The sequence below is a fragment of the Streptomyces sp. NBC_01298 genome, assembly GCF_035978755.1.
Taxonomy (GTDB): Bacteria; Actinomycetota; Actinomycetes; order Streptomycetales; family Streptomycetaceae; genus Streptomyces.
This window is the reverse complement of sequence record NZ_CP108414.1, coordinates 7231659-7245187: the sequence shown is the minus strand read 5'-3', so window position 1 is coordinate 7245187 and position 13529 is coordinate 7231659. Positions and strand designations below refer to the sequence as shown.

Below are 13529 nucleotides of genomic sequence, written 5' to 3'. Positions count from 1 at the left end.
CATGCTTGACGCCCTTACGGTCGCCATCGGCGTGGCCGCACTCGCTCTCGCCGCCTGGTGCGGTTTCGCCGCCGCGCGGAACCAGCCGACCAAGGACTGGCACCTCATCGGCATGGCCGTGGTGACCGTACTGGTCCTGGCCCAGCTGGTGATCGGCCTGGTCCAGCTCGCACGCGGCGAGAAGCCCGGCCAGGGCACGGTGCTCTTCCTGGCCTACCTGGTGGGCGCCTTCGCGACCATCCCGGCCGCGGGCCTGCTCTCGCTGGGCGAACGGACCAAATGGGGTTCGGTGACAGTGGCGGCGGGAGCGGTCGTCCTCGCCGTGCTCGAAGTACGGCTCTACGACATCTGGGGAAACACCGGTGCCTGATACCGACACGGACGCCACCGCCGCCACTCCGCCGACCGGACGCAAGCGACTGGTGACCGGGCCCGGCGTGCTGCTGGTCTGGTTCTACGGAGTGATCACCGTCGGCGCGGTCTCGCGCTCGATCTACCAGATCTCCACGGAGTTCGACCGGGCTCCGCTCGCGTACTCGCTGTCCGCCGTGGCCGCGTTCGTCTACGCCTTCATCACGTACTCGCTGGTGCGCGGCGGGGAGACGGCCCGCAAGGCGGCGCGGATCTGCTGCGCCGCCGAGCTGGCCGGCGTCCTCGTCGTGGGCACCTGGACCCTGGCGCGGCCCGAGGCCTTCCCCGACGCGACCGTGTGGTCGGACTTCGGGATGGGCTACCTGTTCATCCCGGTGATCCTGCCGATCACCGGGATGCTCTGGCTTCGCGCGAAGCGCTAGAACCCGGCTGCCGCCCGGCTGCTAGGCGCTGACCGCGAAGTCGGTGGCCTCCTTGGCCTCCTTCTCCAGGATCACCAGGCGTACGCCGTCGGACGCGGTGCGCCCGCCGACCTGGGTGTAGCCGGCCTTGCGGTAGAGCCGCAGGTTCGACTCGCTCTTGTGGCCGGTGAGCAGCCGGAACCGGGCGGTCGCGTCGCTGCCGGACAGGGCCGCCTCGACCGCGCCCAGCAGCCGGGCGCCGAGGCCGTGGCCCTGGAGCCGGGGGTGCACGCAGAGCTTGGCGATCTTGCCGGTGCCCTCCTCGTCGACGGTGCCGCGCACGGCTCCGACGATCTCCTCGCCCAGCCGGGCCACCAGCACGGTGTCCGTGGCCAGCTCGGCCTTGAGGGAGTCCAGGGACTGGGTGAGCGGCTGGATTCGGTAGTTGCCGTACAGCTCGGCCTCGCTCTGGAACGCCAGATACTGCAGTTTGATGATCTGCTCGGCATCCTCGGCAGCTGCCGCCGAAATGGTCACGCTCATGCCCATGTGCGCATGCCTCCCGCTCACCTGGTGGCCTTCTGGTCTACCGCTCCATTCCCCGCGGGGCGGGAGCCGCAACCTCTACGGCCAGCATTCTGCGCAGACATCCCAGGCATCGGGAACGGACGGGCCCCAAACTTCCTTGTGAGATACCCAACTCTCCTGCGATTTCACGGTAGGTGAGGTCCCTGGGCGACATAAGTGCCCTCATGAGCTCCGGACACCTTCCGGGCAATCGGGCGACCGCCGATCGGAGGGCCCGGTTCGCCTCGCCGTGCAGGAGGGCGTCTTCCGGTTCCGCGCCCGTGCTGGTACGGGTCCCCGCGCCGGGCCCGCCGTGCACCGACGGGCGGTCGTACGGGACCTCGCGCCGGGCCCGGCGCCGCGCCCTTCGGGCCTCCCCGCGCACCGCCCGGCGCAGCCAGTCGGCGGGTTCGGCGGGGATGCGGCGGTGCTCCAGCAGTCTGACCCAGACGGCTTGTTCCACGTCGTCGGCGTCCACCCCGGTGCCGGCGGTCTCGGCGGCGGCTTCGGCCGAGAGCAGCGGGCGGAGCGTTTCGAACAGGTCGGGGAGATCAGCCTTCAGCAGGTCCATGCCGGGCGGGACGCGAAGGCCGTGCCGGGCGGTTTCCCCGCCGGGCACGGCCCACTCGTACGAGAAGCTCCGGTCAGGCGTTGACGGCCTGGCCTTGACGGTCGGGCGTCAACGCCTAGCCCTGGTCGCCGCGGCCCGGGCGGAAGGCCTCCGCCGCGAGCAGGCCGGTGTCGGGCTGGTCGGTGAAGATGCCGTCGATGCCCTGCTCGAAGTAGGCCTTGAAGGCGCCGAAGGCGTCCCCGTACGCCGTCGGGTCGGCGCCCTTGCGGAAGTCCGCCGGCAGGAAGTTGTTCTCGTTGCGCGCGGTGTAGGGGTGCAGGATCAGCCCCCGCGCGTGGGCGTCCGCGACCAGGGTCGTCGGGGCGCCGAGCTTGCCGGCGGCGTCGCGCGGCAGGATCAGGTCCATGGTCGGCCCGATGCCCTGGGCGAAGCCGGCGATCCACCGCAGCCCCTCGGGCTTGACCAGATCGGCGACCGTCCGCGGGTCCTTGGCCAGCTCGAAGTCCCACGGGCGGGTGCCCGCCGCGGACAGGAGCACCACGCGCGGGGCGGAGACCAGCCGGGAGAGCCGCTGGATGCTGGAGGGTTCGAAGGACTGCAGGAAGAGCGGGGCTCCGCGGCCGTCGCGCCCGTAGCGGCGCAGCAGCTTGGCGAGGGGCTCCTCCAGACCGAGGCCCAGGCCGCGGAAGTAGCTGGGGTGCTTGGTCTCCACGTGCAGCCACACGCGCTTCCCGCGCCGCCGGCCCTCGCGGTCGGCCCAGCGGAGCACCTCTTCGAAGGTGGGGACGTCCCAGCGGCCGTCGTAGAGGGTGTTGCGCTGCCGGAGAGCGGGGATGCGTTCCTTGGCCCGCAGGGTCTTCAGTTCGGCGAGGGTGAAGTCCTCGGTGAACCAGCCCGTGACCGCGATCCCGTCGACCGTCTTGGTGGTCTTGCGGGAGGCGAAGCCGGGGTGGTCGGCGACGTCCGTGGTGCCGCCGATCTCGTTCTCGTGGCGGCACACCAGGTGGCCGTCCTTGGTGGGCACGAGGTCCTGCTCGACGACGTCGGCGCCGAGGTCGAGCGCGAGCTGGTAGGACCCGAGCGTGTGCTCGGGCCGGTAGCCGCTGGCTCCGCGGTGTCCGATGACCGTCGGCACCGGCAGGTCGCGGTAGCCGCCGCCCTGCCCGCCTCCCGAGCCTCCGGGGCCGCCCCCCTGGCCGCCCTCCGCCGCCGCGGCCGAACCGCCGCCCGCCGCGAGTGAGCCGAAGGCTCCGCCCGCCGCGACGACGGCCGCGCCCAGTACCGTGCGCCGCGCTGCCCCACCCTGCGTCATGAGTGCTCTCCCCCTCGGACAAGGGCCGGGCGTCCCGGGATCTCCGGGGCCTGACGGCCCGAATCCGCGTGCCGATGGTAGGCAAGCTCCGGTGGCGGGCGGGGGTGCGCGGGCGGAACACGGCGGAAACGTGCGTCAACACTGCGTATCCACCTCGTGAACCCGATGTGCGATCAGTGCGGACCCGCGAGTATCGTCCTCACCTGCACTACCGCCGCGTGGTGGGTGCGAGAACCTTAGCTTTTCGATGCCGGAGGGCCCACGTTGTTCCGTACGCGCCTGATCAAAGCCACTGTCGGACCCGTCATGCGCCTGATGTTCCGCACCCGCGTCGAGGGCATCGAGAACATTCCGGGCAGCGGCCCGGTGATCCTCGCGGGCAACCACCTCACCTTCATCGACTCGATGATCCTGCCGCTGGTGTGCGACCGCACGGTCCACTTCATCGGCAAGGACGAGTACGTGACCGGCAAGGGCATCAAGGGCCGGGCCATGGCCTGGTTCTTCACCGGCGCCGGCATGATCCCGGTGGACCGCGACGGGGCCAACGGCGGCGTCGCCGCCCTGATGACGGGCCGCCGGATCCTCGAAGAGGGCAAGATCTTCGGGATCTACCCCGAAGGCACCCGCTCCCCCGACGGCCGCCTCTACCGGGGCCGCACCGGAATCGCCCGCCTGACCCTGATGACCGGCGCGCCCGTCGTCCCCTTCGCGATGATCGGCACCGACAAGCTGCAGCCCGGCGGCGCCGGCATGCCGCGCCCGGGCCGGGTCACCGTCCGGTTCGGCGAGCCGATGGAGTTCTCCCGGTACGAGGGCATGGACCGCGACCGCTACGTGCTGCGCGCCGTCACCGACTCGGTGATGGCCGAGGTCATGCGGCTCTCCGGCCAGGAGTACGTGGACATGTACGCGACCAAGGCCAAGGCGGCCTGACCCCCGCTACTGCCGTTGCAGTGACCGGCTGACGCCCGCCGCGGTCGTCGTGGCGAGGATCCAGCCGGTCACGATCAGCAGGTACGACAGCCACTGGTACCAGCCGTCCGGTGCGTAGGGCGCCTCCTGGCCGAAGCTGATGATCGGCACCATCAGGTCGAGCGTGTAGAAGACCGGGTTGAATTCCGGCGCCTCCCCCTGCTTCAGCTCCCGCGGCGGGTGGAGCCCGTACGCGAGGCTCCCAGTGATCAGCAGCGCCAGCAGCCAGCCCGCGGCGCGCAGCGGCCGGAACCCGTAGCCCACGGTGCCGTCCTGGAGCAGCCCCCAGAACCTGGCGATCCGGGGCAGGGTGCGGCGGTGGCGCCGCAGTTTGGCGAGCAGGACGGTCCGCGCCGCCGCCTCGTCGCCCGCCGTACGGTAGGCCGTGGCGAGCTGCTCGTAGGCGTACGGGACGTAGCCCGACTCCTCGCGCTCGAGAACGGGCAGTCGCTGCTCGGCGGGAACGTGCGGGCTGAGGGCGCGGTAGGCGAGTCCCGCGATGCGGATCTCCCCCGGCCAGGTCTCGGGCGCGATGTGGAGCATGTCGAACTGGGAGCGGCGCAGGTTCACGCCGCCCTGGATGGTCGGGCAATTGCGCAGCCACACCTCGCCGGCGACACAGCTGGAGGCGCGCAGGGCGACCCCGCCGGGGTTGATGAGGCGGGCGTAGGCGAGGTTGAGCTGGCCCGGTATTCGGGAGCCGGTGAGGTTGACCCGGCCGCGGGCCTCCAGCCGCATGGCGCGCAGGTCGGTGCCGACGTTGAGGATCTCGGCGTGCAGAGCGGTCCCGCCGGGGGCAAGGAGCCGGGCGTCGTCGAAGTTGATCTGGCCGCCGACGGTTGCGCCGTTGATGCGGGTCTGGCCGTGGACGGTGAGCTCCATGGCGATGACGTCGGTCCCGATGTCGGCGTGGTTGAACTGGAGGGTCGCCTCCTGGCCCTCCTCGGCCGGGCCCGCGATGCCGATGACCGCCTTGCGGAGGAAGAGTCCGCCGGCTATCCGGGCACCGGCGAGGCGTACCGGCCCCGTGATCCGGCAGCACGACAGCCGGAGCGCGAGATCGACGCGGACGGTGTTCGCGGTGAGGCCGGGCAGAGTGGAGTCGTTGGCCACGAAGACCCGCAACTGGGCTCCGTAGAGCAGGGGTTTGCGTTCGAACCAGCAGGCCCGCAGCCGGATCGGGTGCTCCACGACGGCGTACTTGAGGTTCAGCTTGCCGGTGATCCGCGCACCCCGGACGTTCAGTCCGGCGACCTGCCCTTCGGCGGTGGGGCCACCCAGCAGGAGCGCGGTGAGGACCTCGGCGCGCACGGTCCGTTCCGGCCCCCAGTCGGCGCCGCCGGAGCCGGTTTCCCCGGGTTGTTCGAGGAAATCGACGCGCTCCCCGCGGGGGAAGGCGTCCCATATGCGGCGCTCCGCCGGGGTCAAGTCGTTGATCTCCATCGCCGGGATGGTGTCCCGCGCGTCGACGGACTGTCAACTCCGCGCGGGACACCGCCCTCTGGCGCAGTGTCAGTGCTCGATGCCGTCCTGGAGCTCCTGCCCCTTGAGGAGGAACCAGGCCGCCACCGCGGTGGCCAGCAGGACGGCCGCGCCGACGCCGGAGGCCAGCCGCAGGCCGTCCACGAAGGCTTCCTGAGCGGCGCCGACCATCTGCTGGGCGGTCTGCGGGTCCAGCGACCGGGCCGCTTCGACGGCGCCGCCGAGTGATTCGTGGGCGGCGTCGGCGACGGGTCCGGTGACGGAGGCCGGGGCGGTGAAGCCCTGGTAGACGCCGGTGACGACCGAGCCGAGCAGGGCGATGCCGAGGGCGGCGCCCAGTTCGTAGGCGGTCTCCGAGACGGCCGAGGCGGAACCGGCCTGCTCCTTGGGGACGCTGGAGAGGATCACGTCGGCGGTGACCGTGAAGGAGAAGCCGGCGCCGAGGCCGACGATGAGCAGGGCCGCGCCGAGCAGCGGGTAGCCGGTCTCCTTGTGGATCACGGTCAGCGCGGCCAGCGCGATGCCGATGGCGGCGAGGCCTCCGGTCACGATGACCCGTACCCCGTACCTGCGGGCGTACCTGCCCGCGACCAGGCCGGTGACCACGGCGCCGACGGCGGCGGGCAGTTCGGCGAGGCCCGCTTCGAGCGGATCGCGGCCCTGGACGAGCTGGAGGAACTGGGAGAGGAAGAAGACCAGTCCGGACAGCCCGAAGACGGTGAGCAGGTCGGCGAGGACCGCGCCGGAGAACCCGCGGTGCTTGAACAGGCGCATGTCGAGGAGCGGGGCCGGCAGCGTGAACTGGCGGCGTACGAAGGTGTAGAGCGCGCCCGCTCCGATGGCGGCGGCCACCCAGACCTGCCAGCCCATGCCGTGGGTGGCGACCTGCTTGACGGCGTAGACCACGCCGATGATGCCGACGAGGGAGAGGCCGACGCTGAAGAGGTCCCAGGGGCCGGCGACCGGGTTCTTGGACTCGGGCAGCAGCTTGATGCCGACGATGACCAGGACGACCATCACGGGGAGGTTGATGAGGAAGACCGAGCCCCACCAGAAGTGCTGGAGCAGGGCTCCGCCGACCACCGGGCCGACGGCCGCGCCGGCCGAGGCGGTGGCGCCCCAGATGCCGATGGCGAGGCTGCGCTCCTTGGGGTCGTGGAAGATGTTGCGGATCAGCGCGAGGGTGGAGGGCATCAGGGTCGCGCCGGCCACGCCGAGCAGGGCCCGGGCGATGATCATCATCTCGGGGCTGGTGGCGTAGGCGTTGAGGACCGAGACGGCGCCGAAGGCGGTCGCGCCGACGAGGAGGAGCTTCTTTCGGCCTATCCGGTCGCCGAGGGAGCCCATGGAGACGAGCAGGCCGGCGATGACGAAGGAGTAGATGTCGCCGATCCACAGGAGCTGGGTGCCCGAAGGCTTCAGGTCCTCGCTGAGGGCGGGCGTGGCGAGACCGAGTACGGTGGCGTCGACGGCGACCAGCAGGACGGCCAGTACGAGCACGGAGAGCGCGAGCCAGCGCCCGCGGCGACGGCCCTGTGCCCCCTGGGTCCGGGTCAGCTGTTCGGTACGGCTCATTTCTCCACACTCCGTCGTGCGCCACCGAGCAGCAACTCGATGATCATGTACTGAAAGTCCTTGGCAGCGACCCGGCCGTCCATGACGGCCCAGGCGCAGGTGCCGATGAGCCCGTAGAGGGCCTCGGTGAGCCAGGCGGGGCTCAGGTCGATCCGGATGTCGCCCTCGTGCTGGCCGCGCCGGAAGAGGTCGCCGACGCGGGCGTCGAGGCGGGCCCAGCCCTCGTTGACCTGGTCCCCCTCGAAGAGCTGGTTCTCGGTGACGAGGAAGGCCAGCAGCTCGGCGTTGGGCTCCGCCTCGGCGACGAGCCTGCGGAGCGCGTCGATCGCCGTGCCCTCGTCGAGGCGGGCGTTGTCGAAGGACACCTCGAACTCCCGGATGCCGAGCTCTTCGAGTGCCCGTACGAGGGCGTCACGCCCCGCGAAGTGCCGGTGGAGGGTCGCGCGGCCGATGCCGGCGGCCCTCGCGACCTCGTCCATCGTGGCGGTCGATTTGCGGGAGAGCAGGGCGGCGGCGGCGCGGAGCACCTGATCACGATCCATGGCCATGAGACAACCATAACCCGAATGAGACGTCAGTGTCTCATCGAGCCTTGTTCACCCAAAAAATGAGGTGCCCCCTCGGGCGCCGGAAGGAAGCATGCCGAGATGAACCCGAAGCCCCTGCTGCTGATCGACGTGGACGGCCCGCTGAACCCGTACGCGGCCAAGCCCCAGCGCCGCCCCGAGGGGTACGCCACGCACCGCGTGCGGCCGACCGGCTGGTCGCGGACGGAGAGCGCGAAGCCGCTGCGGGTCTGGCTGAATCCCGCCCACGGCGAGGAGCTGCTCGCGCTCGCGGAGGCGTACGAGCTCGTCTGGGCGACCACCTGGAAGGGCGAGGCGAACGAGTGGATAGGCCCGCACCTGGGGCTGCCGGAGCTCCCCTGGATCGACTGGCCCCAGATGCACGGGCGCGCACCGCGCGGCACCTTCTGGAAGACCCAGTACATCCTGGAGTACGCGGGCGGGCGGCCCTTCGCCTGGATCGACGACGACATCACCGGCCTGGACCGCGACTACGTGGAGCAGCGCCACCCCGCGCACGCGCTGCTGCTGCGGATCGACGAGCGGATCGGGCTGGTCCGGGCCGACTTCGACGCGCTGGCCCAGTGGGCGGCGTAACGCCGCAGGGGCGGCCGGAGCCTTGGACCAGGCTCCGGCCGCCCCTGCGGGTACGGCGATCTCTTGCTGCGGTCAGTTCTTGTGCGTGGCCCAGGCGTGCTGGATGACCAGGTCGGCCTTCAGCTCCGTGAGCTGGATCGCGACCGCCGACGGGGCGGTGCCGCCGCGGCCGTCGCGGGAGGCCAGCGCGCCCTTGACGTTGAGGACCGTACGGACCTCCGGCGTCAGGTGCTCCGAGATCTTCGCGAACTGCTCGTCGGTGAGCTCGTCGAGCTCGATGCCGAGGCCCTCGCACTCCTTGACGCACCCGCCGGCCACCTCGTGCGCCACCCGGAACGGCACGCCCTGCTTGACCAGCCACTCCGCGATGTCGGTGGCGAGCGAGAAGCCGGCCGGGGCCAGCTCCTCCATCCGCTCCCGGTTGACCGTGAGGGTGGCCATCATGCCGGTGAAGGCGGGCAGCAGGACTTCGAGGGTGTCGCAGGAGTCGAAGACCGGCTCCTTGTCCTCCTGGAGGTCCCGGTTGTAGGCCAGGGGAAGGGCCTTCAGGGTGGCGAGCAGGCCCGTCAGGTTGCCGATGAGGCGGCCCGACTTGCCGCGCGCCAGCTCCGCGATGTCCGGGTTCTTCTTCTGCGGCATGATCGAGGAGCCGGTGGAGAAGGCGTCGTGCAGGGTCACGAAGGAGAACTCCTTCGTGTTCCAGATGATGATCTCCTCGGCGATCCGCGACAGGTTGATGCCGATCATCGCGGTGACGAAGGCGAACTCGGCGACGAAGTCGCGCGAGGCCGTGCCGTCGATGGAGTTGCCGACCGAGCCGCGCTCGAAGCCCAGGTCGGCGGCGACCGCCTCCGGGTCCAGGCCGAGCGAGGAGCCCGCCAGGGCGCCCGAGCCGTACGGGGACACCGCGGTCCGGGTGTCCCACTGGCGCAGCCGCTCCGCGTCTCGCGTCAGGGCCTGCACGTGGGCCAGTACGTGGTGGGCGAAGAGCACCGGCTGCGCGTGCTGCAGGTGGGTCCGGCCCGGCATGGCCACGTCGGCGTGCGCCTCGGCGAGGCCGATCAGCGCGTCCTGGAGGTCGGCGACGAGGCCGCCGATGATCCGGGCGTGGTCGCGCAGGTACATGCGGAAGAGCGTGGCGATCTGGTCGTTGCGCGACCGGCCGGCGCGCAGCTTGCCGCCGAGGTCGGCGCCGAGCCGCTCCAGCAGGCCCCGCTCCAGTGCGGTGTGGACGTCCTCGTCGGCGATGGTGCCGGTGAAGGAGCCGCTCTGGACGTCGACCGCGAGCTGGTCCAGGCCGTCGAGCATGCGGCCGAGCTCGTCGGCCGTGAGCAGGCCCGCCTTGGCGAGCACGCGGGCGTGGGCCTTGGAGCCCGCGATGTCGTACGGGGCCAGGCGCCAGTCGAAGTGGACCGACGCGGACAGCTTCGCGAGGGCCTCGGCGGGACCGTCGGCGAACCGGGCGCCCCAGAGCCGGACGTCACCACCGTTGTTGCTGCTCACAGCTACTGCTCCTCAAGAACGTGCATGGCTTCGGATGTGCAACCGCCTCCCCGCCGCGGAGGTAACGGGGAAGCGGTTCGTACTGCGGGTACCCGGGTAACGAGGGTACGAACGGTGTGGATCAGGCGAGGTCGCGGCGGGCCGCGATCTTCGAGGAGAGGCCGAAGATCTCGATGAAGCCCTGGGCCTTCGACTGGTCGAAGGTGTCGCCCGAGTCGTAGGTCGCGAGGTTGAAGTCGTACAGCGACTCGTCCGACTTCCGGCCGGTGACGACGGCGCGGCCGCCGTGCAGGGTCATCCGGATGTCGCCGCTGACGTGCTGGTTGGCCTCGTTGACGAAACCGTCCAGCGCCCGCTTCAGCGGGGAGAACCACAGGCCGTCGTAGACCATCTCGCCCCAGCGCTGCTCGACCTGCCGCTTGTAGCGGGCGAGCTCGCGTTCGACGGTGACGTTCTCCAGCTCCTGGTGCGCGGTGATCAGCGCGATCGCGCCCGGCGCCTCGTACACCTCGCGGGACTTGATGCCCACGAGCCGGTCCTCGACGATGTCGATCCGGCCGATGCCCTGGGCCCCGGCGCGCTCGTTGAGCTGCTGGATGGCCTGGAGCACGGTGACGGGCTTGCCGTCGATGGCGACCGGGACGCCCTCCTTGAAGGAGATGACGACCTCGTCGGCCTCGCGCGTCAGGGCCGGGTCGGCGGTGTACTCGTAGATGTCCTCGATCGGCGCGTTCCAGATGTCCTCCAGGAAGCCCGTCTCGACGGCGCGTCCGAAGACGTTCTGGTCGATGGAGTACGGGGACTTCTTGGTGGTCGCGATCGGCAGGTCCGCCTTCTCGGCGAAGGCGATGGCCTTGTCGCGGGTCATCGCGTAGTCGCGGACCGGGGCGATGCACCTGAGGTCGGGGCCCAGGGCGGCGATGCCGGCCTCGAAGCGGACCTGGTCGTTGCCCTTGCCGGTGCAGCCGTGGGCGACGGTGGTGGCGCCGTGCTTGCGGGCGGCGGCCACGAGGTGCTTGACGATGGCCGGCCGCGAGAGGGCGGAGACCAGCGGGTAGCGGTCCATGTAGAGGGCGTTCGCCTTGATCGCCGGGAGGCAGTACTCGTCGGCGAACTCGTCCCGGGCGTCGGCCACCTCGGCCTCGACCGCACCGCAGGCGAGCGCCCGCTTGCGGATGACGTCCAGGTCCTCGCCGCCCTGGCCGACGTCCACCGCGACGGCGATGACCTCGGCGCCCGTCTCCTCGGCGATCCAGCCGATGGCGACGGACGTGTCCAGACCGCCTGAATAGGCGAGTACGACGCGCTCGGCCACGGGGTTCTCCTTACACGGTGCATCCGCCGTCACGTCCAACAGCGGTAGGCATAACTATGCACTGCTCTGCATGTTTCGTCAATCGAGTCCGGGGCCACCTCCACTGACCTGCGCATATAAGAGAGGCCCGTTCCCTGAGCCCCGCCTACCATCGGTGGACGACAAGGGGAGGACCCATGGGAACCAGGGCGCGGCAGGACGCGGAGCGGGGGCGCGCCGCCGCGGCGGCGCTCCTGGCCGGGGCCGGGATCCCGGTCTCCGCCCGGCTCGCCGGTACCGGGCCGGAGGCCTGGACCGCCTTCGACGAGGAGGTGCGCGACCTCACCGCGTTCTCCTGGCGGCCGCCCCGAGGCAGCCGGATCGAAGCCCGGCTCTGCGACCGCGACGGGCGGGTCCGCGAGGCCGCGCTGTGCGAAGAACGGGACCTCTCGCCGCAGCTCGTCCTGATCAGGTGCGCCGACTGGGCCCCGCAAGTGCGCGAGCGCGCCCGGCGGGTGCTCGCCGGGGTCGTGGCCCGCGACCCGGTCGCCGCCCTGGTCGATCTCAGCCCGCTCATCGTGCGGCTGGGCCGGCGCGAACACGGCGCCTGGGCGGTGGAGCAGCTGGAGACCGCCCTGAGCGGCCGGCGCTCCCCCGTCACCGCGGGATGGCACCCCGGCCGGCCCCCGGCCGCGTGGAGCTGGAAGGCCCTGACCGGGGAACAGTGCGCCGAGGCCCTCGCCCGCCTGGCCGACCGGGCCGACCCGCCGACCCGGCGGTTCGCCGCCCGGCTGACCGTCGCCGCCGGGGAGACCCGCGTACGGGACCTCGCGCGGCGGGCCGCCCGCGAACCGGATCCGGCCACGGCTCGGCTGTGGACCGACGCCGCGCTGCTCGCCCTGGCCACCGGCGGGCCGGACGACGCGGCGGTCGACGCCCTGTTGGGCGGCCGCCTCCCGACGGTCCGGGCCGCCGGGGTCACCGCCCTGCGCGGGGCCGGCCGGGCGGCCGAGGCCGCGCGGCACCTCACCGACCGCTCCGGGCTCGTACGGGCCTGCGCGCGCTGGCTCCTCGCGCAGGACGGCGGCGACCCCTACGCGTCCTGCCTCGCCCTGGTCACGGCTCCCGGGCAGCTCTCCCCGTACGCGGTGACCGGCTTCTCCGAGTGCGCGAAGCGGGCGGACGCACCGCTGCTGCGGAGCCTGCTCGGCCACCCCGACGGGGCGGTGCGGGCCGCCGCCGTGGCCGGGCTGCGCCGGCTGGAGGCCTCCCCCGAGGACGCGTTCCTGATCCCGCTGCTGGACGACCCGTGGCCCGGCGTCGCCCGGGAGGCCGCGCTCAGCCTGCTCCCGGTGGCCGGCAGGCTGGACCACGCCCACCTGACCGAACGGATCGGGCCCGAGCGGCCCGCGCACGTCCGCCGGGCCGCCTTCCGGCTGCTCCGCGCGCGGGGCGGGATCCACGAGCTGCGGGCCGCGGTGGCCCTGACGGCCGACCCCGACCCGGGGCTGCGTACACAGGCGCGGGCGCTCGTACGCGGCTGGAAATGGCATGTCACCCTCCACTTCGCAGAAGCGGACCGGGCCGAGCTGGCCGCGTTGCTCGGGCGGTCCGCGCACCTCTTCGACGCGTACGAGCTGGGACTGCGCCGCTCCCGGCTCGGTCTCACCGACTGAAATTCCGTGACAGGGCCCGGAAGTCGGGGGAGATAATCCGGCCATGGGAAAGCTCTACGATCGTATTGACGGCAGGCTCCGCACCTTCATCGAAGAACAGCCGATCTTCTTCACGGCCACCGCCCCGCTGTCCGGCGACGGCCACATCAACCTCTCCCCCAAGGGCCGCGCCGGGACGCTCGTCGTCATCGACGAGACGACCCTCGCCTACCTGGACTTCGGCGGCAGCGGCGCCGAGACCATCGCGCACGTCCGCGAGAACGGCCGCATCACGCTGATGTGGTGCGCCTTCAGCGGGCCGCCGAACATCGTGCGCATCCACGGCGACGGCGAGGCGGTCTTCCGCGACGACCCGCGCTGGGACGGGCTCGTCGAGCTGTTCGGCGATGCCGACGGGCCCGCGGCGCGCGCGGTCATCCTGGTCACGGCCCGCCGGATCGCGGACGTGTGCGGGTACGCCATCCCCTTCATGGAGTACCAGGGCGAGCGCACGCTCCACGCGGAGTACTTCGGCCGCAAGACGGACGAGGAGTTCAACGCCTACTGCGAGAAGAAGGAGTTCATCGGGGTGAGCGTCGACGGCCTGCCTGCGCTGCCGCTGCCCCTTCCGCCCCGTACCGTCTGACATGTGCTGCGTA

The 13529-nt window shown here is 71.7% G+C and carries 14 protein-coding genes; 6 read left to right on the top strand and 8 right to left on the bottom strand.

Features of this window, described 5'->3' with window-relative positions; translation table 11 throughout:
* Position 1: 1 nt before the first annotated feature.
* Together OG730_RS32935 and OG730_RS32930 are read left to right on the top strand one after the other, a co-directional pair.
* Positions 2 to 370, top strand: coding sequence for a hypothetical protein (locus OG730_RS32935; protein WP_327307644.1), 369 nt, complete (start codon positions 2 to 4; stop codon positions 368 to 370).
* Entirely contained in the window at positions 363 to 794 is a 432-nt protein-coding gene (locus tag OG730_RS32930; protein WP_327307643.1) for a hypothetical protein, read from the top strand. The genes OG730_RS32935 and OG730_RS32930 overlap by 8 nt, the downstream gene beginning before the upstream one ends.
* A gap of 21 nt (positions 795 to 815) precedes the next feature.
* On the opposite strand, the gene OG730_RS32925 is transcribed toward OG730_RS32930, so the two are convergent.
* From OG730_RS32925 to OG730_RS32915, 3 genes are all read right to left on the bottom strand, one after another.
* The gene (locus OG730_RS32925; protein ID WP_327307642.1) at positions 816 to 1322 is read right to left on the bottom strand and encodes a GNAT family N-acetyltransferase; all 507 of its coding nucleotides are present in this window, start codon (positions 1320 to 1322) and stop codon (positions 816 to 818) included.
* 37 nt (positions 1323 to 1359) lie between these two features.
* A complete protein-coding gene (locus tag OG730_RS32920; RefSeq protein ID WP_327309527.1) occupies positions 1360 to 1911 on the bottom strand; it encodes an RNA polymerase sigma factor in 552 nt (183 codons plus the stop codon).
* Between the two features lie 115 nt (positions 1912 to 2026).
* A complete protein-coding gene (locus OG730_RS32915) occupies positions 2027 to 3223 on the bottom strand; it encodes a glycerophosphodiester phosphodiesterase (protein WP_327307641.1) in 1197 nt (398 codons plus the stop codon).
* A 306-nt stretch (positions 3224 to 3529) separates the two neighbouring features.
* Between OG730_RS32915 and OG730_RS32910 the strand changes: the two genes are divergently transcribed.
* On the top strand, positions 3530 to 4159 hold the full coding sequence (locus tag OG730_RS32910) for a lysophospholipid acyltransferase family protein (RefSeq protein ID WP_327307640.1): 630 nt from the start codon (positions 3530 to 3532) through the stop codon (positions 4157 to 4159).
* Positions 4160 to 4165: 6 nt separating this feature from the next.
* Here the strand turns inward: OG730_RS32910 and OG730_RS32905 are convergent, their stop codons facing one another.
* The 3 genes from OG730_RS32905 to OG730_RS32895 form a co-directional block, all read right to left on the bottom strand.
* Positions 4166 to 5641 (bottom strand): membrane-associated oxidoreductase, encoded by a 1476-nt coding sequence (locus OG730_RS32905; protein WP_327307639.1) that lies wholly within the window; start codon positions 5639 to 5641, stop codon positions 4166 to 4168.
* Positions 5642 to 5710: 69 nt separating this feature from the next.
* Positions 5711 to 7255 (bottom strand): MFS transporter, encoded by a 1545-nt coding sequence (locus OG730_RS32900; RefSeq protein ID WP_327307638.1) that lies wholly within the window; start codon positions 7253 to 7255, stop codon positions 5711 to 5713.
* Positions 7252 to 7803, bottom strand: coding sequence for a TetR/AcrR family transcriptional regulator (locus tag OG730_RS32895; protein ID WP_327307637.1), 552 nt, complete (start codon positions 7801 to 7803; stop codon positions 7252 to 7254). The genes OG730_RS32900 and OG730_RS32895 overlap by 4 nt, the downstream gene beginning before the upstream one ends.
* Before the next feature lie 99 nt (positions 7804 to 7902).
* Between OG730_RS32895 and OG730_RS32890 the strand changes: the two genes are divergently transcribed.
* Entirely contained in the window at positions 7903 to 8418 is a 516-nt protein-coding gene (locus tag OG730_RS32890; RefSeq protein WP_327307636.1) for an HAD domain-containing protein, read from the top strand.
* Between the two features lie 72 nt (positions 8419 to 8490).
* Here OG730_RS32890 and argH read toward each other — a convergent pair whose 3' ends face one another.
* Together argH and OG730_RS32880 are read right to left on the bottom strand one after the other, a co-directional pair.
* Positions 8491 to 9921 carry an argininosuccinate lyase gene (argH, locus tag OG730_RS32885; protein WP_327307635.1) on the bottom strand — a complete coding sequence of 477 codons (1431 nt, stop codon included), beginning with the start codon at positions 9919 to 9921 and terminating at the stop codon, positions 8491 to 8493.
* A 121-nt stretch (positions 9922 to 10042) separates the two neighbouring features.
* Positions 10043 to 11236, bottom strand: a complete 1194-nt coding sequence (locus OG730_RS32880) for an argininosuccinate synthase (RefSeq protein ID WP_327307634.1) — start codon at positions 11234 to 11236, stop codon at positions 10043 to 10045.
* 176 nt (positions 11237 to 11412) lie between these two features.
* Here OG730_RS32880 and OG730_RS32875 point away from each other — a divergent pair, with 176 nt between their 5' ends.
* Both OG730_RS32875 and OG730_RS32870 read left to right on the top strand, forming a co-directional pair.
* On the top strand, positions 11413 to 12891 hold the full coding sequence (locus OG730_RS32875) for a hypothetical protein (protein ID WP_327307633.1): 1479 nt from the start codon (positions 11413 to 11415) through the stop codon (positions 12889 to 12891).
* Positions 12892 to 12934: 43 nt separating this feature from the next.
* Complete coding sequence (locus OG730_RS32870) at positions 12935 to 13516, top strand: pyridoxamine 5'-phosphate oxidase family protein (RefSeq protein ID WP_327307632.1); 582 nt, start codon at positions 12935 to 12937, stop codon at positions 13514 to 13516.
* The last annotated feature ends 13 nt before the right edge of the window (positions 13517 to 13529 follow it).